This is a genomic window from Bordetella genomosp. 4 (genome assembly GCF_002261185.1).
Lineage (GTDB): Bacteria > Pseudomonadota > Gammaproteobacteria > Burkholderiales > Burkholderiaceae_B > Bordetella_A.
In genome coordinates this window covers 214450-236887 of sequence record NZ_NEVQ01000021.1, presented here as the reverse complement: position 1 = coordinate 236887, position 22438 = coordinate 214450, and the positions used below count along the sequence as shown (strand labels likewise).

Genomic DNA, 22438 nt, shown 5'->3' with positions numbered 1-22438 from the left:
GGAGAAACGGTAAGACCTGAGTGCATGAGTGATGATGTGCAACGGCTCGGTTCTGTGAAGTGGGAATCCCCTTCCCCTTTAGGGAAGGGAGCAGTCAAAGGGACTCCGTAGCTAGGCGAGGCGGCAGGTCGAACTGCATACCGCACGTCTGACCCTCAAGCGGCAATATAGAGGCCGAGCCTCGGGTATTGAATATTTCCGATTTAAGTCAGACAGATAATGCGGGTCTCTGATCTACTTGAGTGAAACATAATGCTTCTTATTATTCGCGGAACATACTAAAAGGGGCAGACGTAGACGCCAGCGTGATGGCCCAGTTTCGCACTTTCAGGCTGAATTGCGCGCAGGCGGCCTACAGCAGGAAAACCGTTGCCAGGCCCAGAAAGATAAAGAAACCCAGCGAGTCCGTCGCAAAGGTCAGCAAGACCGAAGATCCAATCGCCGGGTCTTTGCCAAAGCGCGCGCGCACCATGGGGACCAGCACGCCGACTGACGCACCGACCAGCATGTTGCAGATCATGGAGGCCATCATCACAACGGCAATGGCAATCGAATCGGAGATAGCCCACGCGAATAGCGCCGCCACCACGCTGCCACAGAGGCCGACCATGAATGTGACCATCATCTCGCGTTTGACCAATTGCCACAGGTTGCGGCCAGTTATACGGCCTACGGCCAGGGCGCGAATGATCATGGTCATCGTCTGGTTGCCCGAATTGCCGCCAATACCGGCCACAATGGACATCAGAAACGCCAGGATCACAATATGGCTCACCGTGTCTTCGAATCGCGAGGCGACGAACGAGGCCGTCGCGGCCGTACACAGATTGAAGAGCAGCCAGGGGGCGCGGTTGCGCAAGGCCATGGCTACGGGGGCGAAGATGTCTTCTTCTTGCAGACCGGCGCGCGACAAGGCTTGCTCTTGCGAGTCTTCACGCATCACGTCGACCACGTCGGCGATGGTGACTCGGCCGATCAACCGGCCCTGGTCATCCATGACGGGCGCCGAAACGAGGTCATAACGTTCGAAAGCACCGGCTGCGTCCGCATCGGAGTCCAGGGGATTCAGCGTGAGGAAATCCGTACTCATGACCGCATGGACTTCAGTTTCGGGCTCGCTGACCAACAGGCGGGACAAAGGCAGGACGCCTTGCAATTTGTCCTGCCGGTCAACGACGAACACCTGGTCGGTATGATCCGGCAGTTCGTGCAGGCGACGCAGGTAGCGCAGCACGACCTCGAGGGTGACATCCTCGCGCACGCGCACCATTTCAAAATCCATGATGGCGCCCACGCTGTCCTCGGGGTAGCCCATGGCTTCGAGCAGTTGTGCACGCTCTTCTTCGGTCAGGCCTTTCTGGACCTCGGCCACCACATCGGGAGGCAGATCGGGGGCCAGGTCGGCCAGCTCGTCTGCATCCATGTTGCCCGTCGCGGCCACCAGATCTTGGCGATCCATGGCCTCGATGAGCGATTCCCGCACCCAGTCCTCGACCTCGAGCAGCACGTCGGCATCGTGCTCGGGGCTGACGAGTTTCCAGACGGTCTGTCGTTCGTCCTTGGGCAGGGATTCGAGAATGAACGCGATATCGGCCGGATGCAGGGCGTCGACCAGGGCCTTGAGCTCGGCCTCGTGCTGGCGATGGACCAGATCCTCTACCAGCGAGGCTTTGTCGTCGCCTTGTTCCTGGCGATGAACGAGATCCTCGACGAGCTGTTGGCGGCGCAGGCGTTCCTGGACCTCAGCCAAGGCGTGCTGTGCGTCTTCGGGGTCCAGGCGGCGGGGCGTCACGGGCGCGGCGGCGGGCTGCGTCATAGGCTACAAACTTACAGAATAGGCAGGGGGCGGCTGCGCCGGGCTTCGTCAGTGGCGACGTAGGTCAGGACGGCTTCGGTGACCTTGACCACCTCGGCGTCCATGCGATTACGCTCGGCATAGACTTCGACCGATACGGTAACCGAAGTTTTGCCTGTCTTGACGATGGTCGTGTAGAAACTGAGCAGATCGCCCACGAATACCGGCTGCTTGAATTGAAACGCGTTGACAGCAACGGTCGCGACACGTCCCGCAGCACGGCGAGCCGCAGGAATCGAGCCCGCGATATCGACCTGCGACATGATCCATCCGCCAAACACATCGCCATGGATATTGGCATCCGAGGGCATGGGCATGACGCGCAACACCGGATCCCGACCGGCGGGCAGGGTAGTCGTGAAATCTTTGACGCTAGACATGGGCCGGCTCCAGTCCTGATGAAAACCGGCCGATTATGCAGCAAAACGCACGCCTCTGCGGTTGATTGACGGGGATTTTTCACCGCAAGGCGAAAACGCCCCTACATCACCAACTTCACTACCCCATAGCCACCCAGCACCAGCCAGACATACAAAATCAGTCCCAGCAGCATGACCTTCGGACCTGCCTGGCGGATCTGGCCGAATCGCGTTTCGATACCCAGGGCGGTCATCGCCATTGTCAAAGCAAAGACGTCCAGGCGGCGGATGGCGGTGACAACGTCTGCCGGCAGGACGTTCAGGGAATTGATGATAGCCAGGACCAGAAAACCCACGGCAAACCAGGGAATGGGCAAACGTGCCTTAGCCTGCCCTGATCCGTTGGCCGAGGCCGCGCTGCGCAGCCACAAACCCAAGACCAGCAACACCGGCACCAGCAACGCCACCCTGGTCATTTTGACGATCGTGGCCACGTCGGTCGTCGCGGGATCGATATTGCTGGCGGCGCCGACGACTTGTGCGACTTCGTGCACGGTGCCGCCAATGTAGAGGCCCAGTTCCTGGGGCGTCAGTGCGAGCCAGCCTGCCTGATAGGCTACCGGGTACAGGAACATGGAGAGGGTGCCAAACAGCACTACCGTCGCCACCGCCACGGCGCTTTTGTGAGGGGCGGCACGCAACGTAGGCTCAAAAGCCAGCACCGCCGCGGCGCCACAGATGGCGCTGCCTGCTGCCGTCAGCATGGCGGTATCGCGATCCAGGCCCAGCAATCGCTGGCCAACGGTGGTGCCTATCAGCAGCGTTCCCACCACAATGATTACCGACACGGCCAAGCCCGGCAGCCCGACGGCAGCGATCTGCTGGATGCTGATGTTCAGCCCGTAAAACGCGACTGCGATACGCAACAGGCGGCGGGCGGTGAAATTGACCCCCACCGCCCAATCTGCCGGCATGGTGCCACGCAGGAAATTGCCATACAGCATGCCGCACACAATGCCGATGATCAGCGGCGAAAAACCCAACTGCCGAATCGCCGGCAGATCGCTCAACTGCATCACCGCCACCGTCATCAGCGCGACAAAGAAAACGCCATTGAGCTTGTCGCGCCATGGAGTGGCCAGGGGAAGGGTGGTAGAAGTCGACATGGGGGTTGCTGCATAACTTAATAACTTCCAGGAATATTAAATCTGCCCACGTTATTTGAGAAATTTTTAATTTGGATATTAAATATTTGAAATGACGATATCGTAATCAGTGGTAGGCCTTGCCTTATGACCCCGGATCAACTGTTGACCTTTACGTACGTCGCAGACGTGGGCAATATCAGCCGCGCAGCGGAATTGCTGCATTTATCCCAGCCAGCCGTGTCGGGGCAGTTGCGTTTGCTGCAAGAATGGTTCGGCGAGCCGCTGTATCGCCGAAAGGGGCATGGCGTGGTCTTGACTCCTGCGGGTGAGCGCCTGGCCGAGCAAGCGCGCCAGTTACGCCAGGTCTATCAGCAGGCGCAAACCCTGCGTGAGGCCTGGCAAGGGCTGGAAACGGGCCGGTTGCGCCTGGGGGCGAGCACGACGCCGGCGAGCTATCTGCTGCCTGCGCTCGTTGCCGAGTTCCATCAGCGGTTCCCTGCGGTCAGTCTGCACCTGTCCGACGGCAATACCAGTCAAATCGTGGAGCGTTTGCCCACCTTGGACCTGGCCTTTATCGAGGGCGAAGTGCCGGCGGGCCTGCCCGTGGATACGATGGTCCACCAATGGCGAGAGGATGAGGTCGTAGCGATTGCGCGCGCGGACCATCCCCTGGCACGGCATGGCGTCGCGCACTTGCAGGAGCTGGTTCATTTCGCCCTGGTCATGAGAGAACCGGGTTCGGGCGTGCGGCAATTGGTCGAACGGGCCTTTGCCGACGAGGGTTTGGCGCCCGCGGTGGGCTTGGAACTGGCCGGCGTCGAGGGCGTGAAACAGGCCGTGCGCGCCGGCCTGGGGATTGGATTTGTGTCGCTGCTGTCGATGCGGCACGAGGACGGTACCTTGGCGGTGATCCGGCTCCTGCCGCAGCCCTTGACGCGCACGCTCAGTATCCTGGTTCCACACTCGCAGACCTCGGCTCGCGCGGCCGAGCGTTTTCTGGAGTCTTGCCTGACACTGCGACCCGAGGTGTGATCAGCGGCGCGTCAATCCGGTCGGGCCAACCATCTCCGTGCCAACTCCACCCAATACGTCCCGCCCAGCGGCAGCAGATCGTCATTGAAGTCATAGCTGCCGTTATGCAGCATGCAGGGGCCCGCGCCATGCCCCACGTCACGGTGCGTGCCGTCGCCATTGCCTATCCACACATAGCAGCCGGGCAACTCTTGGAGCATGAACGCGAAATCCTCGGCGCCCATGGTCGGTTGGACGCGGTCGTGGACGTTTTCCTCGCCGACGATGCTGCGCATGACCTCGACACAGAATGCCGTTTCGTTGGCATGGTTGATCGTCGGAGGGTAGTTGCGGTGGAATTCGAATTCCACGGTGCAGTCCAGGGCCTCGCAGGTATGCCGGGCGATGTCATGCATGCGGCGCTCGATCAGGTCCAGCGTTTCGTGGGTGAACGTCCGTACCGTGCCTCGCATGATTGCGACATTCGGCACCACGTTGTCCGCGCTGCCAGTATGGATCTGCGTGATGCTGAGCACTGCTGCATCGAGGGGATTGCGATTGCGGGTAATGATGGTCTGTAGCGATTGCGCCAACTGCACCGCGGTCATGACGGGATCTATCCCCAGATGGGGCATGCCTGCGTGCGTGCCTTTGCCCTGAATCGTGATGACGAACTCGTTGCTGGAGGCCATGATGGGGCCGGCGGTCACGCCAAACTGGCCGACTTTGAGGCCCGGCCAGTTGTGCATGCCGAAGACGGCATCCATCGGGAATCGGCGAAACAAGCCATCGTCGATCATGCGTTTCGCGCCGCCGCCGCCTTCTTCGGCGGGTTGGAAAATCACATAGACCGTGCCGGGGAAATCGCGGTGCTGTGCCAGATAGCGGGCCGCGGCCAGCAACATGGCAGTATGGCCGTCGTGACCGCAGGCGTGCATTTTGCCCGCGTTCTGGCTGGCGTGTTCAAAGGTATTCGCCTCTTGCATCGGCAGCGCGTCCATATCGGCGCGCAGTCCCACGGTGCGAGGACTATCGATGTTGCCGCGAATGATGCCAACAACGCCGGTGCCGCCCAGTCCGCGATTGACCTCGATGCCCCATTCCAGGAGCTGATTGGCCACGACGTCGGACGTGCGGAATTCCTCGAAAGACAATTCTGGATGTGCGTGGATGTCGCGCCGGATGCGGGCGATGTCTTGGTGCCAGGCGACGATGGGTTCTAACAGATTCATCGGAGTCTCGATTGGAGTTAAGCCAAGGGCAACAAGGGTATTATCAAGCAAAAATCCTTAGAACATGTATCACACGTGGAGACCTCACTATGTCGCGTCCTTGGCTTGCTCATTATCCCGCTGGTGTTCCTGCGGAAATATCTATCGAGCCCTATGCGTCATTGCCCGACTTGCTGGATCGGGCATGCCGCAAGCATGCCGCGCGCGTGGCATGCACGGCTATGGGGGCGGATATCAAGTACGCGGAACTGGATCGCCAGGCGGGTGCGTTTGCAGCGTGGTTACAGAGCCAGGGACTGCAAAAGGGCGCGCGCGTGGCATTGATGATGCCTAACGTGCCGGCGTATCTGGTTTGCCTGTTGGGTACATTGCGTGCGGGCCTGGTGGTGGTCAACGTCAATCCGCTTTACAAGGCGGACGAATTGCAGCGGCAATTGCTCGACAGCGGCGCCGAGGTCATCGTCATTCTGGAAAATTTTGCGCATACCCTGCAGGCAGTCGGCGATCGTGGTGCGCTGCGGCATGTGGTGGTGACGGGGCCGGGCGACCTGCTTGGTGGTTTGAAAGCGCCCGTCGTGAACTTCGTGGCTCGCTACTTCAAACGCATGATTCCCGATTGGCAGATTGAGGGAGCCCATCACTTGTCGCGCGTGTTGTCGCAGGGCGCCTCGGCCACGTTCACACCCCCGCCATTGGGGCATGATGACGTCGCGGTTTTGCAGTACACGGGCGGCACTACAGGCGTGCCCAAGGGGGCCATGTTGTCGCATGGCAATTTGATCGCCAACGTGCTGCAGCTCGAGGCCGTGGCCCGACCCGCGCTGAAAGATCTGGACGAGGAGCAACTCACCATCATCAGCGCCCTGCCGCTGTATCACGTGTTTGCCATGACGGTGTGCGGCTTGTTTGGAATCTATGCGGGGATGCGTAATGTGCTGATCATCAATCCGCGCGATCAACCCGCCTTGATCGATGCGTGGCGCAAGACAGGCGTCAATATTTTCCCCGGCGTGAATACCTTGTTCAATGCCTTGGCGAACAATCCCGATTTTGCCAAGCTGGATTTTTCCGGATTGCGATTGACACTCGGTGGTGGAATGGCGGTGCAGCGCCATGTGGCTGAGCGATGGTTGCAGATCACGGGACATCCTTTGGTAGAGGGCTACGGGTTGTCGGAAACCTCGCCCGTAGCTACCGTCAATCCTACTGACACGACGGCGTATTCCGGTTCGATCGGTTTGCCTCTGCCATCGACCGATGTCGCGATTCTGGATGACGAGGGCAATACGGTGCCGCTGGGCGAGCGCGGCGAGGTGTGCATACGCGGCCCGCAAGTCATGTTGGGATATTGGAAAAAGCCCGATGAAACGCGCCTGTGCATGACAGCAGATGGCTTCTTTCGCACGGGCGATATCGGCATCATGGACGAGCAGGGCTATACCCGTATCGTCGATCGCAAGAAAGACATGATTGCCGTATCCGGTTTCAAGGTCTATCCGAACGAGGTCGAGGCCGTCATCGCATCGCATCCGGGCGTCCTGGAATGCGCGGTCGTGGGCGTGCCCGATGAACGCTCTGGCGAGGCCGTGAAAGCCTTTGTCGTAAAGAAAGACGAGTCCCTGACCGAAGCGCAACTGATCGAATGGTGCAAAGACAAGCTCACCGGCTATAAACGCCCCCACAGCGTAGAGTTTCGCGCCGAATTGCCCAAGAGCAATGTGGGCAAGATCCTGCGGCGCGAATTACGGCCGGACTAGTTGGCTCATTCTTTGCGCAGGTGTGGGGCGATCATGCCGTGCAGGGCCTCGACAATGTCGGGGTTGCCGGCCACCACGCGTCCGCCGATGGGCCAGGGGTCATGTTGATGCATGTCGTGGCAGACCCCACCTGCCTCGCGCACGAGCAGAGTGCCTGCTGCAACATCCCACGGAGCCAGGCCCATTTCCCAATAGCCGTCGTAGCGTCCGCATGCCGTCCATGCGAGGTCCAGCGCTGCCGCTCCCATGCGCCGCACGCCGCGCGTGATGCAGATCGCCTCTTTCAACATGGGCATGTATTGATCTGCGAACGAGAAATCACGAAACGGGAACCCCGTCGCGAGAACGGCGTCAGCGAGCGATTTTGTGCGCGAGCAATTAACGCGTCGACCATTGAGCCATGCTCCAATGCCGTGCACAGCGGTGAATAGCTCCTCGCGGCAAGGGTCGTACACGACACCAATGACCGGCGTGTCTTCTTGTAGTGGATCGGGGCCCGGCACTCGTGCGCCCGCATGGGCAACGAGCGCAATCGATACGGCATAGTGAGGGATGCCGTGCAGAAAATTGGTGGTGCCATCCAGCGGGTCGATGTACCAGGTGGCCGGACCTTCAGGGGTGCCGCCTGTTTCTTCGGCCACAATGCCGAAATCCGGGGTGCGCGAACGAAGCACCTCGATGATCGCAGCCTCGGCCTCGCGATCGGCTTGGGACACCAAGTCGTTGCGGGCTTTATGGTCAATCACAAGGTCGCTGCGATGATGAGCATAGGATTGCAGGATCGCCGCGCCTGAATGTGCTGCCGATGCGGCAGCATCAATCGCAGCGCACAGATCCAGCGCAGAGGGTGAAGGCATCGTAGTACGTCCGGTCTTCAGCATGAGTCCAGTGTAAGCCCTCGAGGCTGCACGCTCGCCACTTCTGTCAGAATCAGTCTGTTATACGTGGCTTTCACCCAACGTCATATGCTTGTCGTCTTAGGTATGCTGTAGATCGCAACGCCGTGATGGACCGCGTGGAGCCGTATCGTGAAAATCTCGTAATTTCCCGCAAAATGGCCGCGTTGCGCGCCTGGTGGTTGTGTCTCCCTATTTATGTCTTCTTACGTTCCGCTGACTGCTCCTGATGTCGGTTTCGATGCCGATGGCCATTTTCGCAATACCTCGTATGGCGATGTTTATCATTCGACCGCAGGTGCGCTTGGACAAGCAGAGTATGTATTTTTGCGAGGCAACGGTTTGCCTGAGCGGTGGCGCGGGCGACGCACGTTTACCGTGTGCGAAACGGGTTTTGGACTAGGATTGAATTTTCTGGCGTTGTGGGACGCATGGCGCAAAGATCCTGCTCGCTGTGCGCGGCTGCATATGCTTTCGGTCGAAGCGCATCCGTTTGCGCGCGATACGCTGGCCCAGGTGTTGCGGCGGTTGGCGCCCGAACCGGTGCGTGCATTGGCTGCTCAACTGGTGGCCCAATGGCCGGCCTGTCTGCCGGGGCTGCATCGCCTGGAGTTCGAACGGGGAGCCGTCACCCTGACATTGGCTTTTGGCCGCGCGGAGACCGTCGTGCCGCAATTACGTGCCCGCGTCGATGCGTATTTCTTGGACGGCTTTGCGCCAAAGCGCAATCCCGATTTATGGCAACCCGCATTGATGCACGATTTGGCGTGCCTGGCTGCGCCTGATGCCACACTGGCCACCTGGGCCAGCGCGGGCGCGGTGCGTCGGGCCTTGAGCGACGCGGGGTTCGAGGTCCGCAAGCAGCCAGGATATGCGGGTAAATTGCACATGACAGTGGGCGTGCGGGTGGCGCAAACGCAGCCGTCCGCGCCAACGGAGCAACCGGGGCACGCGAAAGGCGCCGCGCCGTTCGGCGACAAGATCGCTGCATTAGATCAGGCGTGGTCCCTGGCACGTGACGCAGACGGTCTCGGTACGGACGAGATCGTCATTATCGGCGCAGGTCTGGCAGGAGCCGGCATCGCACAGGCATTGGCGCTACGCGGCCGGTCGGTGGTGGTGATTGATCCCGCGAATTCGGCGGACGACATGGCGCATGCCGGCCACGTCGCGGCGGCCCTGACGCCAGTCATTGCCCGTGATGATAATGCCCGCGCGCGGCTGTCCCGAGCGGGTAGTTTCAGAGCCCAAGCCCGCTGGGCCGGGCTGGCGCCGGACGCTGTCCCGCTGCGCTGCGGCACGGTGCAGCTCGAGCGCGATGCAGGCCGAGCCGCGGCATTGGACGACACGTTGCGGCAACTGCAGTTTCCCGCCGATTGGGTGCGCGCCGTCGATCGTGATGAGGCGTCGGCGCTGGCTGGCATGTCGGTTGCGAGAGGGGGCATGTTTCTCGCAGATGGGTTATTGGTGCGGCCTGCGGCATTGATCCCCGCCTTGTTGCATACGACTGGTGTGCGGTGTGTGTCGGGATGTGCATTCGCGTTGCAGCGTGTCGGCTCAGGTTGGCAGGTTCGAGCTGCCGATGGCCAAGTGCTGGCTCAGGCTGCGACCGTCGTGCTGGCCAATGCGTTTGGGGCGCAGGCATTGCTGCGAGAGAGCGGATTACTGGACCCATTGCCGAGGTTGGGGCAAATGCATCGGCTGGCTGGGCAAGTCAGTTTGTTACCTGCCTCTGAGGGGAGCCAGACGGGCGGGACTTGCGCGGGAGCTGCCGGCCCGCGCTGTATCGTCGGCGGTGAGGGGTATCTCCTGCCTGCAATACAGGGACAGTGCGTGGCGGGCAGTACCTATGAGCATGGCGCCCTGACCTCGGACATCAGCACAGCAGGCCAGCAAACCAACCTGGACAAGGTAGCGGGACTCTTGGGAGGCCTGCCGTCGGCCTGGGCGTCGTTGACGCCTGGCGAACTGCCGGGATGGGCGGGGTGGCGGGCCGTATTGCCCGGGCGCTTGCCGGCGATTGGTCCGTTGTCGCATGCGCCTGGGGTGTGGATAGCGGCGGGTTATGCGTCGCGGGGTCTCAGTTGGTCGGCATTGAGCGGGGACCTGATCGCCAGTGCGCTATGCGGAGAACCGCTGCCCTTAGAAGCAGACCTGCTGGCCACCGTTGCGCCGCGTTGACGTCACGATCGCGGCTGTTAGCGCCAGAAGCCTCGATAAAACGGATGAATCCGCGCGGCAAAAATACTGAAAATCACCCCGATTTCCACGGTTTGTGTTCGAATTTTCAGGCTGTCCGGGCAGGCGATTCGACCCGAAAAACGAAAGCGATTTTATTTCGTGGGCCAAATCCGTCAAAATAGCGTTTTTTAACGGTTTTTTGGCTTAAGCCGGGGGATGCTCTGTGCCGCCCAAGTTCGACTTTGCCCATACTACCCAGCTCGAGTCCGTCGAGTTGCTGTCGTCACGCCCGAGCCGCATCGATTTTGACGCGGGTGACGGGTTGCACCTGGTAGTCGAGGCGCATGCGCCTGGTGTCTTTCGCCTGCGCTGCGGCCAGGCGAGTGTCCTGAATGAAGAAAAACCCAGCGCGCGCGTACGCGCCGTTGCGGAAATGTTGCTGGCTCGCCAAGAAGCCGTAGGCGAGTGTACTGTCACGCCCCAAGACGACGGCAAGGGCTGGCGTATCGCTCAGGGCGAGATCTCGCTCGATATTCAGACCGATCCGGTGCGGATCGCCTTGTATCGTGGCGAGTCGCAGGTGCTCGCCTCGGATATCTCCGAGCACGAGCCCGCTTTTGGCCACGATGCGCTGGATGAGGCGGATGACGCCGTCTGGAGCGCGGCATTCGCCCTGCAGGCCGATGAACGCCTCTATGGTTTGGGCGAGACCTCCGGCGACCTGAATCGCCGCGAAGAAGCCATCGTTTCCGACGACCCGGATCATCGTGCGCTGCCGCTGGCCTGGAGCCCGCGCGGATGGGGGATCTATGTCAATACGATGCATCGCGTGCACCACGATCTGGGGGTTGCGCCGACGGTATCTGCTTATACGCTCAGTGTCGAAGACACCGTGCTGGACATGTTCCTGTTCGTCGGTGACCCTGCCGAGATCCTGAACCAATACACCGCGTTGACCGGCCGTGCCGGCCAACCCGTGCTGTGGGCGATGGGCGCTTGGCTGCAGCAGGCCGAGGGCGAGATGCCCACCGAGACCGCCGCATTGGTCGAGCGGATGCGCGAGCTGCAGTTGCCGCTGGATGCCGTCAAACTGGCCGCTCCCTCGGCCTGGGGATTCCAGTCCGACAAGGCTGTCTTCGAATGGGACGCTCAGCGTTTCCCGGATGCCAAACAGATGCTGGCGCTGTTTCACAAGCACCACGTTCACGTTGCCGCAACCGGTTTCCCTGGCGTCATCCAGTCCAGCCCCCTGTTCGAGGAACTCGAGGATCGTGGCTGGCTACTGACCCGCGATGACGGCAGTGCCCAGGTTTTCGACGGCAACGAAGCCACAGCCGGCCGGCCCTATGGCTTGCTGGACCTGACCTATCGCGACGTCTATAACCTGTGGATCGAGCGCCATCGCCAATTGATCGAGGACGGCCTGGACGCTCCTGTCTGTGATGCGCAGATCGCCATTCCTGATGATGTCAGCGCACGCAATGGCGACAGCGGCGCGATCCTGCGTTCCCAATATCCGTTGCTGGCACGGCGCGCCTTGTTCGAAGCTGTCGCTGGCCACAAGGTACCTCCCGAGGGAGTCGTGCCCAGCACCGATTTGTTCCCGGCGGCCCAGCGCCTGCCGTGGCAGCTCGGCCCGCAGGTCACCAACGACTGGGCCGGGCTGGAGCAGACCTTGCGCACCGCGTTGTCCATTGGGGCGAGCGGGGTGCCGGTGCAGGTGCACAACATCGGTTCGGCCAAAGCGCCGCTCGATGACATGAGCGCCGAGCTTTATCTGCGCTGGCTGACCGTTGGCGTATTTTCCGCAAATTTCTGCTTCCAAGGCGTTCCTGGCTTGATGCCCTGGGCGTTTGGCGACGAGGCGCTTGAGCAGGCTCGCACCTGGCTGCAATGGCGTTACCGGCTGGTCCCGTATGTCCTGGGCGCGATCGAAGACTCGGCGCGCACCGGGCTGCCGGTGCAGCGCTCGATGGCGTTGAGCTTTCCGCATGACCCCGAGGCTCACAATTGGGACCTGCAGTATTTGTTGGGGCCAGCCTTGCTGGTAGCTCCGGTGATGCAGCCGGGCAATAGCGTGAACGTGTATCTGCCCAAGGGCGATGCCTGGTGGGATTTGAACACCGGCTATCGCTACGAGGGCGGCACCACCTTGGCCGTGGAGTGGGGAACGGATAAATACCCCGTCTTTGGCCGCGAAGGGCATATGTTGTGTCTGGGCCCTGTGGCGCAGCATGCGGGCGAGTTCAACTCGGCACGCATTCTGGACGAGGTCTGGATGTTTGGCATGCCGGTACACAACCCCGTGGTGATGCGTAACAAGATCCGTGTCATGCAAATGCAGGGGTCCAGCTATATCAAGGGCCTCGAAGGCCTGCGCATCCTGCCCTCCGAGGGGTTGGAAGTCAAACGCCGCGGCGCCGAAGTCCGCATCTCGCGCGCTCGATAATCCGCGTCTCACGGCGTCCATTGGCGGCAAACGCTGATGGACGCCGATCCTGCTGTTCCCAGTGATTCGTCCATGACCTCTGCTTGCCGGTGGGGGACAAGTTCGTAATTGGGGCGTTTATATTTCTAAAAGTTATTAAAAAGAGACGAAACAGTCGTTCTCTTTAGAAACGCGATCCTCCACAATCGCAACGCCATGATTCACATCCAACATCTATCGAAGACTTACGCGACGCCGCACGGCCGCTTTGAGGCGCTGCGCGACATCAGCCTGCAGATCGAACAGGGCGAGGTCTTCGGCATCATCGGCCCCAGCGGGGCGGGAAAAAGCACGCTGGTCCAGTGCATTAATTTGCTGGAGCGTCCCGACAGCGGCCAGATCTCCATCGGCGGTACCGAGCTGACCTGCCTGGACGAGACCGAACTGCGCAACCAACGCCGCCGTATTGGCATGGTCTTTCAAGGCTTTAACTTGCTGGCCCGCCGTACGGTGTACGGCAACGTGGCCTTGCCTCTGGAGATCGCAGGCGTGCCGCGCGATCAGATTCCGGCCAAAGTCGAGCGCCTGCTGGCGCTGGTCGGGTTGGAACATCTGCGCGATCGCTACCCCAGCCAGATCAGTGGCGGACAGAAACAGCGCGTGGGGATTGCGCGAGCCCTGGCCAACGACCCCGATGTGCTGCTGAGCGACGAGGCGACCTCGGCGCTGGATCCGGAAACCACGCACAATATTTTGGCTTTGCTGCGGGATATCAACCAGAAAACGGGCGTGACCGTGGTCATGATCACGCACCAGATGGAGGTCGTGCGCGAGATTTGCGACCGCGTGGCGGTGTTGTCGCATGGCCAAGTGGTCGAGTCCGGCAGAACACAGGACATTTTTGCCTCACCCAAGCACGAGGTGACCAGCGCGATGGTATCGGCTGCGACTGCCTCCGACCTGACCGACGCCACCTTGGCGGCTACACATGCGCGCATGGCGGAAATGGCGGCCGCACGGCCAGGGACGCAGGCGCGTCTGCTGCGTATTCGTCTGGCAGGCGGCGCGTCGGCTGGCACGCTGTTATCCGACCTGACGCGTCAGCACGCGCTGGATGTCAGCCTGGTTCAGGCTCGCGTCGAAGACATCCAGGGGGTTGCCGTCGGCACCTTGTTTGTATTGGTACAAGGCACGCCTGACGCCGTCAGCCAGGCGTTGGCCACCTTGGCCGCATTAGATATTTCCGTAGAAGACATCGCCCCATGAGTTCCCAACTGATCGACTTGCTCGTCACCTCGCTGCTGGAAACCCTGCTGCTGGTGGGCGTGCCCAGCCTGATTGCTGTCATCATCGGTATTCCGCTGGGTGTCATCCTGGTGGTGACCGCACGCGGCGCGATGCTGCAAAACCTGACCGTCAACCGTGTGTTGGGGGCCATCGTCAACATCACCCGTTCCGTGCCCTTCATCATTTTGATGGTGGCCATCATTCCGTTCACGCGGTTTATCGCCCAGACCTCGATCGGCACTACGGCGGCGATTGTGCCTCTGTCTGTCGCAGCCATTCCATTCATGGCCCGCATCGCTGAAAACGCCATGCGCGAGGTCGACTCTGGGTTGTTGACCGCGGCGCGCGCCATGGGCGCGAGTCCATTGCAGATCATTGTCAAAGTCCTGTTGCCGGAATCCTTGCCGGGGCTGGTGGCCGCCACGATCGTGACCATCATCAGCCTGATCGGCTATTCCGCCATGGCCGGCGCCATCGGCGGCGGTGGCTTGGGCGACGTGGGCATCCGCTACGGCTACCAACGTTTTCAACCGGAAGTCATGCTGGCCGTCGTGGTCGTGCTGGTCGTTCTGGTGCAGTTTGTCCAGGGCATGGGCGATTGGCTCGTGCGCCGGATGTCGCATCGCTAATCAGGAAGGTATTTCATGAGCATCAAGTTTTTCAAATCATTGGCCGCATTGGCCCTGGGTGCGGCAGTCGTGGCCCAGCCGGCGCTCGCTCAAGACAAACCGCTCAAGGTAGGCGTGACGGCCGGCCCGCACGCGCAGATCTTTGACGTGGTCAAGGCAGAGGCTGCCAAACAAGGCCTGCAAGTGCAGATCATCGAGTTCAGCGACTACGTGCAGCCCAACGCTGCGCTGTCCGCGGCCGACCTGGATATGAACAGCTACCAGCATCAGCCCTACCTGGATTCGGCCAATGCGGACCGCGGCTACAAACTGGTCAGCATCGGCAAGACAGTGATTTTCCCCATCGGCATCTACAGCAAAAGGGTCAAGAACCTGAACGAGCTGAAAGAGGGCGCGCAGATCGGTATCCCCAATGATCCGACCAACGGTGGGCGGGCCTTGCTGCTGTTGCAACAACAGGGACTGATCAAGCTGAACCCGGATGCGGGCCTGAAAGCGACCCCGATCGACATCACGGAAAACCCGCGCAAGCTGCGTTTTGTGGAATTGGACGCCGCACAACTGCCGCGTTCGCTGGATGATGTCGATGCCTCTGCCGTAAACACCAATTTCGCCATGGAAGCGGGCCTGGATCCCAACAAGGATGCGATCGTGCGCGAGTCTTCCGAGTCACCCTACGCCAACGTGCTGGTCGTGCGCGAGCAGGACAAAGACCGCGCTGACCTGAAAAAACTGGCCAGCATCTACCAGAGTGCCGCTACCAAGGCCTTTATCGCTGAGAAATTCAAGGGCGCGGTGGTTGCCGCCTGGTAATGTGGGACAGCATCAGTCGATGGCAACCGCGTTGCCGTTGACAGTATTTTGAGCAAGAACGTAATTTTAGATTTGACAGGCTGAATCAGTTCCGTCATAATCTTGGGCTTCGGTCGGGCCTTTAGCTCAGTCGGTAGAGCAGCGGACTTTTAATCCGTTGGTCGCGAGTTCGAGTCTCGCAGGGCCCACCACCAGATGCAAAACAACGCCAACTCTTCGGAGTTGGCGTTGTTGTTTGTGGCGTTAGCTTTGAGATTCCGTGCCCATTGCCGGATCGCTGACCGAGTGTTCACCGGTCTCTACACGCCCCGCAAAACGGCGCACGAATGCAGCATCGCTGCTGCATTTCACCTGGAAATCGTACCAACGGCCGCTGTCCGCCAGTTCCCAATGCAAGGACTCCTGCGCGCCCGCTGCGACAGTGACAGTCCATGGGCCATCCTCGCGATAAGCCACAGGCGTGATCGTGAATGTGCAATCCGCGGACCCGCCATTCATCAGTTCTGCATAGACATTGCCGTTCGCGACGTCGTAACAGACCCGGATTTCCGGTTGGGCGCCGCTGTCGGCAATGCGGGCGGTATCGCCAGCAAAGTGACGGTGGTAGCCATTGGGGCCCAGCACCCACAGATCGTAGCGTCCCAGGTTGTCCAAGCCCGCATTCCACGTGTCGTCCAGCGTCGTGCCGGCCTCTAATGTGTAGCGGCGCGGAGTGCGGTCCAGATGATGGCGGTCATAGACGTGAAACACGGCGGCCTGTGCGCCCGTGTTGGAGAACAGCAGTTGAACCTGCCCGTCGGCGGCAGCCCGTGCGCTGGTGTGCAGTTCATAGGGCAGCGCGCGCGATGGACGCGTGCCGCTGGCCTGCAGGGGCATCTGCAAATCGGTAGGTAGCGGTACTTGAGGCAAGGCAGCCTGAGCATCGCGCAATTGATCGGCGTCGGCGCGCGTGAGACGGCCATTCAGCGCAGGCAGCACTTCTTCGTTTGGCGTGGCGAAATTGAATGCGCTGGTCAGATCGCCACATACAGCACGGCGAAATGGGCTGATGTGCGGCGCCTGTACACCGAAACGCGCCTCCAGGAAGCGCAGTACAGACGTGTGATCGAAAACCTGCGAGTTGACCCAGCCGCCGCGGCTCCAGGGGGAAATCACATACAGCGGGACGCGCGGGCCGGGGCCAAACACACGTCCGTCAGCCGGGGGCTGGCCTGAACTGCCTTCGGGTGAGGGCTGCGTATAGTATTCATACGCCATATCGCCCTCTGACAGCGTGGTCTTGCCCGCCAGGCTGCCGTCGGCATTGCGCGAGGGGGCGGACGGTGAGGGCACATGGTCAAAGAAACCATCGTTCTCGTCGAAGTTGATCAGCAGGACTGTCTTGCTCCAGACCTCCGGGTTGGCGGTGAGCGCATCCAGAATTTCCTGGATGAACCAGCCGCCTTGCACCGGACTGGAGGGGCCGGGATGTTCGCAATAGATCGAGGGCGCATTGACCCAAGAGACTTGCGGCAGCTTGCCTGCGATCACATCGCGCCGGAACGCATCCAGATACGTGTCGGGTGTAGTGCCGGGCAAAGTATTGGCGATGCCTTTGTATAGCGGGTTGCCGGGATTGTCCGTGGCTGCGTCGTAGGCGTGATACGGCAGCGCTTGGCCCGTATCGGCATACGGCGCATTCGGCTCGCCGCCACTGGAAACCGGAAAGCCCGACGCCAGATTGGCTGCACGGAACTGACGGAAGGCGCCCAGCATGTTGTCGCCCCATTCGTCGGGCATGTTCTGGTAGCAGATCCAACTGACGCCTGCATCCTCCAGATTCTCCGCATAGGTCTTCCAGGTGTAGCCGGTTTCATCATTGCCCGCCGTACCGGCGATCCAGTCCCATTCGTTGTTCACGTAGGCGACGTTCTGCGCGGTGGGGCCGTTGGTGCCGGTCAGGTGGAACGAGCGGTTGGCATCCGTGCCCGTGTGCATGCTGCAGTGATAGGCATCACAGAGCGTGAAGGCATTGGCCAGTGCGAACTGAAAGGGGACTTCCCGTTCCTTGTAATACCCCATGGATTGGTCTTGCTTGTAGCGGGGCCATTGGGTCATACGGCCATTGTCCCAGGCCTCCTGGCTGTCGACCCACGTGTGGTTCGTGCCTGACACGCGTTGGGCATTATTGGCCGTGCTGTCCAGATGATACGGCGTCAAGAGCGCGCCGTTTTGGCGTTCCTGCTGCCAGACCTTGCGGTTGTTGATCATGGGGATTGTGAACCGGTCGCCAAAACCGCGTACGCCTTTGAGCGTTCCGAAATAATGATCGAACGAACGGTTTTCTTGCATCAGGATGACGACGTGTTCGACATCCTTGATGGTGCCCGTTTTGTTGTTGGCGGGGATGGCCAGTGCTTTGCGGATGCTGGGTGGGAATGTCGCGAGGACGGCGGCGGCGAGGCCTGCGCCCGTGGTAGTTTGCAGGAATTGGCGGCGAGAGGTCATGGGTGTGTGAGGCAGTCGTTGGCGGATGGCAGGCATCAGGGCGCGCAGCGCAACTGGGGTTGCGCGGGCTGTTCGGTGCCGGGCTCGCTGGGCGCGGGCGATGAGTCGTCGTCATCGCCGCTGCCACAAGCTGCCAGCAGAACGGCCAGCGCCATAGACGCGGCCAATAGGCGTATAGAGGAGAGGGTGGGCATAGGTCCGAGGTTTGCGAAGGATAAAAAACGGCTCGACGCGAGGAGCGTCAAGCCGATGCAAGCCTAAAAGGGGGACGTGACAGTAGAGTGAAACCCGGCGGACAAATAGGGCTTTACAGGCACTTATGCTCAAAGGTAGCATAAGTGCCTGTGCTCTTTTTTTGATCAGTATATGCTCATGTTGAGCATATAAGCATGCTGCCCAGACAGCGCCCAACGGAGACTTCGCGATGGAAACCCTTGCCCCTGGAACGGTCGAATGTGATTTACCCGCTCAATCTGCTGTCGGCCTCACGCCTGTAGCGCAGGCCTGGACTCAGGTGCCAGAGCCGCTACAGGCAGCGCAAAAGGCCGCATTAGTCGAACGTATTCGCGAACTGTTGCGGCGCGAACGCGCGGTACTGGTGGCTCACTACTATGTCGATGCTGATTTGCAGGAGCTGGCCGAGGCCACGGGCGGCTGTGTCGGAGACTCTCTGGAAATGGCCCGCTTTGGACGCGACCATCCGGCCGACACGCTGGTCGTGGCCGGTGTGCGTTTCATGGGCGAGACCGCCAAGATCCTGAGCCCGCGCAAACGTATCCTGATGCCCGATCTAGAGGCCACCTGCTCGCTCGACTTGGGGTGTTCGCCGGACGCCTTCAGCGCCTGGTGCGACGCGCATCCGGGCCGTACCGTGGTCGTCTATGCCAACACCAGTGCTGCGGTCAAGGCGAGAGCCGATTGGGTTGTGACGTCTTCTATCGCACTGGATGTCGTGGCGGATCTGCACGCGCGCGGCGAGCGCATTCTGTGGGCGCCCGACCGGCATCTGGGCGATTATGTGCAGCGCCAGACGGGTGCTGACATGCTGCTGTGGCAGGGCGCTTGCATCGTGCATGACGAATTCAAGGGCACCGAGCTCGAACTGCTGCGCACCGATTACCCGCAGGCCAAAGTGCTGGCGCATCCCGAGTCGCCACAGCCGGTGCTGGCGCAGGCTGACGTGATCGGCTCCACCACACAACTGATCGACGCCGCACGCAAGCTCGATGCCGCATCATTCATCGTCGCCACCGATCAGGGTATCTTGTACAAGATGCGCGAGGCCGCGCCCGGCAAGACTTTTATCGCCGCGCCAACCGCAGGCAATAGCGCCACCTGCAAAAGTTGCGCCCATTGTCCGTGGATGGCCATGAATGCTTTGTCCAACCTGGCCGATGTGTTGGAACACGGGCGCAACGCTATCACCCTCGATCCTGAGCTAGGCAGGCTGGCCAAAAAACCGATTGATCGCATGCTGGCGTTTGCCGACGAGCGCAAACAACGCGTGCGCGCCAGTGGCGACATGGCGCGCGACACGACGTTGTATGCCAACGTAGGCCCGGCCTGACGGGCAGGAGCGCAATCACATGGACTACGACGTACTCATCATCGGCACCGGTCTGGCCGGCCTGTCGGCGGCGTTGGAACTGGCACCGCATCGACGCGTGGCATTGATCGCCAAGGGGGCCATCGACCACAGCGCCAGCAATCGCGCCCAAGGCGGTATCGCCGCCGCGTTGGATCCCGAAGACAGTGTGGCTGAACATGTACAGGACACCCTGGTCGCAGGAGCAGGGTTGTGCGACGTTGAGGCCACACGCCGGATTGCGGCCAGCGCGCCCGATGCCATTGATTGGCTGCAACGCCAGGGCGTGGCGTTTACGCCGGTCTCGGCAGGACAGCGTGAACTGCATCTGACGCGGGAAGGCGGACACGGCCGCCGCCGCATCGCGCACGTTGATGACGCGACGGGCCGCGCGATCATTGCCGCGCTCGGTGCGCAAGTGCGCAGCCATCCGAACATCACTTTGCTCGAACAGCATTGCGCGATTGATCTGGTCTGGACTCCGGAAGCAGGGTGCCAGGGTTTGCATGTACTGGATCTGCGGCGTAATCAAGTCGCGACTTTAGCAGCGGCGCACGTAGTGCTGGCCACGGGCGGCGCGGGGCAGGTATATGCGCATACCACCACGCCCTCGATCGCAACGGGCGATGGTATTGCCATGGCCTGGCGCGCCGGATGCCGCGTCGCCAATCTGGAATTCATTCAATTCCACCCCACCAGTCTTTATGACCCGACGAGCGAAACGTTTTTGATTTCCGAGGCGGTGCGTGGCGAAGGCGGTTTGCTGCGCCTGCCGGATGGCACGCGTTTCATGCCTGCGTACGATGAGCGCGCCGAGCTGGCGCCGCGCGACGTGGTGGCTCGCGCCATTGATCAGGAAATCAAACGCCATGGGCTTGATTGCGTCTATCTGGATATCAGCCATCGGCCACGTGATTTCTTGATGGCGCATTTCCCAAACATTCATGCCCGTTGTTTGGCGATCGGCATCGATATGGCGGTTCAACCGATTCCGGTTGTTCCGGCTGCACACTACACCTGCGGAGGTGTCGTTGCCGATGTTGATGGCAGTACAGAATTGCCGGGCTTATATGTGATCGGCGAGACCGCCTGCACGGGCCTGCATGGGGCCAACCGATTGGCTAGCAACTCCTTGTTGGAATGTGTGGTCATGGGACGCGGGGCTGCGCAGACTATCCTGGCGCCGTCTGGCTTACGGGTTCCGTCTGGCGCGCTAATGCCCGATCCGCGTCGTGCCGAGACGCCCGTCTGGCATGTGCAGATCGCTGGCAGCGCTGACGCTGACATCGCGCACGTGCGGCGGGCGCTGCGTGAGCTGATGAGTCGCGAGGTCGGCATCGTGCGCAGCGACGCCATGCTGTCGAGCGCCGCGCAGCGCATCGCCGAATGGGTATCAGAGGCAGACCGCTTATGGCAGACACGAGGTGTCAGCCTCGATCTGCTCGAGCTGCGCAATCTGCTGCAAGTGGCAGCACTGATCGTACAGGCTGCCGATGCACGCCACGAAAGCCGGGGTGCACATTTCAATCGTGACTGGCCTGAGGTACAGCAGTGCAGTGCCGTTGGCCGAACTCACCGGGAGCAATCTGATCCGATCCTGGACTTCGACAACGGAGTATCGTCCGCGGTATTTCCCGCGAACTTGCGGATTCTTTCCGCTAATTCTGGCGTTGGCGGTTCATAACTGTAGCAATACGGCGGCGTCGGTACGAGTTCGCGACGGTAGTCCTCCAGCACCGGCACCGCATCGCCGAGATACAGATTGTCTTTCAATCGCAAGAAAGCCTTGTAGTCTCGCGTGTAGCCATGTTCAGCCTTGCGCTTCTCGTATGCCCCGCGATCGGACTCGCCATTCTCCAGCGCAGTTCTTTTGGGCGCGATGGGTATATAGCGGCAGTAGTTTACGTTGATGCCTTCCACCGTCGGGAAAAACTCAGGCTCCGTGCACTGTCGTTGCGCGTCGTTGCTGAATATGTTGCCTTCAACCAGAGCTTTGGCCTCCAGGCTGAAACTCATGCCGTAGAAATCCCAGTTTTCCAGCAGGTTGTTGAACAGGTGGAAATTACCGAATTGGGCTCTTGGATTGCGCTGGACAGTATTGAAAAAGTAATTGTGATGCAGCGTCACCCGTGCGACGGAGTCCCGGTCATAATTCTTGAACAAGTCCTTCGAGGTAATGTTGTTGAGCAACATGACCTTGTTTGAGTTATGGAATTTCGTCCAAGAGACCGTGACATCGGTAGAGCCATTCTTCACGTTGAGCAGGCGGTCAGACATACGCGAGAGATCGAGGTGGTTGATCCATACGTCACGGCTGCCGTTGGCGACATTGACTGCCTGTGTGATCCTGGTCAGGCGGCCGTCGATAGTCAGGTTCGTGAGAATGACATTCTTGCTGCCGTATACCCCTAGTCCGTCGTCAAGCAAGGTAACTTGCCTGCCGCGTCCATCGATCGTCGTATTCGACGGCACACGAAGCTGGGATTCCAACACGATGGTCATGTCGGATGCAAAGCGGATCCAGGCGGGGCCTTTCTTCGCTTGCTGCAGGGCCGCGCGCAGCGTGCCGGGACCCGCATTCTTGTCGGACGTGACCTCGATCAGTTTTCCGTTCAGTCCCCCGGTGGCCTTGGCCCCGTAACCTTCGCGATGTTCCAGCAGTGATGAGATAAACGGGCAGCTCTCGGCCGGAGTTTGGCACGACTCATGCGCGGCGGCCCCGCTGGCATACAGCATGAGCGCGGTGAGCAGCCAGCGCAGCATCGTCATT

At 60.7% G+C, this 22438-nt stretch carries 16 protein-coding genes, 1 tRNA gene and 1 pseudogene; 10 read left to right on the top strand and 8 right to left on the bottom strand.

Going from position 1 to position 22438, the window contains the following annotated elements; translation table 11 throughout:
* Positions 1-352 precede the first annotated feature (352 nt).
* The 3 genes from mgtE to CAL20_RS21300 form a co-directional block, all read right to left on the bottom strand.
* On the bottom strand, positions 353-1816 hold the full coding sequence (gene mgtE / locus CAL20_RS21310) for a magnesium transporter (RefSeq protein ID WP_094838934.1): 1464 nt from the start codon (positions 1814-1816) through the stop codon (positions 353-355).
* A gap of 11 nt (positions 1817-1827) precedes the next feature.
* Positions 1828-2235, bottom strand: coding sequence for an acyl-CoA thioesterase (locus CAL20_RS21305; RefSeq protein ID WP_094823077.1), 408 nt, complete (start codon positions 2233-2235; stop codon positions 1828-1830).
* Between the two features lie 101 nt (positions 2236-2336).
* Positions 2337-3380: a YeiH family protein gene (locus CAL20_RS21300; RefSeq protein ID WP_094838933.1), complete on the bottom strand. Its 1044-nt coding sequence runs from the start codon at positions 3378-3380 to the stop codon at positions 2337-2339.
* A gap of 126 nt (positions 3381-3506) precedes the next feature.
* On the opposite strand from CAL20_RS21300, the gene CAL20_RS21295 reads away from it, so the two are divergent.
* Positions 3507-4394: a LysR family transcriptional regulator gene (locus tag CAL20_RS21295; RefSeq protein ID WP_094838932.1), complete on the top strand. Its 888-nt coding sequence runs from the start codon at positions 3507-3509 to the stop codon at positions 4392-4394.
* A gap of 11 nt (positions 4395-4405) precedes the next feature.
* Here the strand turns inward: CAL20_RS21295 and CAL20_RS21290 are convergent, their stop codons facing one another.
* Positions 4406-5605 carry a M20 aminoacylase family protein gene (locus tag CAL20_RS21290; protein WP_094838931.1) on the bottom strand — a complete coding sequence of 400 codons (1200 nt, stop codon included), beginning with the start codon at positions 5603-5605 and terminating at the stop codon, positions 4406-4408.
* 89 nt (positions 5606-5694) lie between these two features.
* On the opposite strand from CAL20_RS21290, the gene CAL20_RS21285 reads away from it, so the two are divergent.
* Positions 5695-7362, top strand: a complete 1668-nt coding sequence (locus CAL20_RS21285) for an AMP-binding protein (protein ID WP_094838930.1) — start codon at positions 5695-5697, stop codon at positions 7360-7362.
* Between the two features lie 5 nt (positions 7363-7367).
* Here the strand turns inward: CAL20_RS21285 and CAL20_RS21280 are convergent, their stop codons facing one another.
* The gene (locus tag CAL20_RS21280) at positions 7368-8219 is read right to left on the bottom strand and encodes an inositol monophosphatase family protein (RefSeq protein ID WP_094838957.1); all 852 of its coding nucleotides are present in this window, start codon (positions 8217-8219) and stop codon (positions 7368-7370) included.
* A gap of 237 nt (positions 8220-8456) precedes the next feature.
* On the opposite strand from CAL20_RS21280, the gene mnmC reads away from it, so the two are divergent.
* From mnmC to CAL20_RS21250, 6 genes and pseudogenes are all read left to right on the top strand, one after another.
* Positions 8457-10439, top strand: a complete 1983-nt coding sequence (gene mnmC, locus CAL20_RS21275) for an FAD-dependent 5-carboxymethylaminomethyl-2-thiouridine(34) oxidoreductase MnmC (protein WP_094838929.1) — start codon at positions 8457-8459, stop codon at positions 10437-10439.
* A 223-nt stretch (positions 10440-10662) separates the two neighbouring features.
* Entirely contained in the window at positions 10663-12888 is a 2226-nt protein-coding gene (locus tag CAL20_RS21270; RefSeq protein ID WP_094823071.1) for a glycoside hydrolase family 31 protein, read from the top strand.
* Between the two features lie 195 nt (positions 12889-13083).
* Positions 13084-14170: pseudogene (locus CAL20_RS21265) on the top strand (methionine ABC transporter ATP-binding protein); the annotation flags it as partial.
* Positions 14130-14783 (top strand): methionine ABC transporter permease, encoded by a 654-nt coding sequence (locus CAL20_RS21260; protein WP_094823069.1) that lies wholly within the window; start codon positions 14130-14132, stop codon positions 14781-14783. The pseudogene CAL20_RS21265 and the gene CAL20_RS21260, both read left to right, overlap by 41 nt.
* Before the next feature lie 15 nt (positions 14784-14798).
* Positions 14799-15596 carry a MetQ/NlpA family ABC transporter substrate-binding protein gene (locus CAL20_RS21255; RefSeq protein ID WP_094838928.1) on the top strand — a complete coding sequence of 266 codons (798 nt, stop codon included), beginning with the start codon at positions 14799-14801 and terminating at the stop codon, positions 15594-15596.
* Positions 15597-15711: 115 nt separating this feature from the next.
* A tRNA-Lys gene (locus tag CAL20_RS21250) sits at positions 15712-15787 on the top strand.
* Positions 15788-15839: 52 nt separating this feature from the next.
* Here CAL20_RS21250 and CAL20_RS21245 read toward each other — a convergent pair.
* Both CAL20_RS21245 and CAL20_RS25675 read right to left on the bottom strand, forming a co-directional pair.
* Positions 15840-18083, bottom strand: a complete 2244-nt coding sequence (locus CAL20_RS21245) for a phosphocholine-specific phospholipase C (RefSeq protein WP_094838956.1) — start codon at positions 18081-18083, stop codon at positions 15840-15842.
* A 35-nt stretch (positions 18084-18118) separates the two neighbouring features.
* Complete coding sequence (locus CAL20_RS25675; RefSeq protein WP_179266716.1) at positions 18119-18277, bottom strand: hypothetical protein; 159 nt, start codon at positions 18275-18277, stop codon at positions 18119-18121.
* A 230-nt stretch (positions 18278-18507) separates the two neighbouring features.
* Here CAL20_RS25675 and nadA point away from each other — a divergent pair, with 230 nt between their 5' ends.
* Both nadA and nadB read left to right on the top strand, forming a co-directional pair.
* Complete coding sequence (nadA, locus tag CAL20_RS21240) at positions 18508-19650, top strand: quinolinate synthase NadA (protein ID WP_094838927.1); 1143 nt, start codon at positions 18508-18510, stop codon at positions 19648-19650.
* A gap of 19 nt (positions 19651-19669) precedes the next feature.
* Positions 19670-21352, top strand: coding sequence for an L-aspartate oxidase (nadB, locus tag CAL20_RS21235; protein WP_094838926.1), 1683 nt, complete (start codon positions 19670-19672; stop codon positions 21350-21352).
* On the opposite strand, the gene CAL20_RS21230 is transcribed toward nadB, so the two are convergent.
* Positions 21241-22437 (bottom strand): pectate lyase family protein, encoded by a 1197-nt coding sequence (locus tag CAL20_RS21230; protein ID WP_256981676.1) that lies wholly within the window; start codon positions 22435-22437, stop codon positions 21241-21243. The two genes, nadB and CAL20_RS21230, sit on opposite strands and share 112 nt — an antisense overlap.
* Position 22438 lies beyond the last annotated feature (1 nt).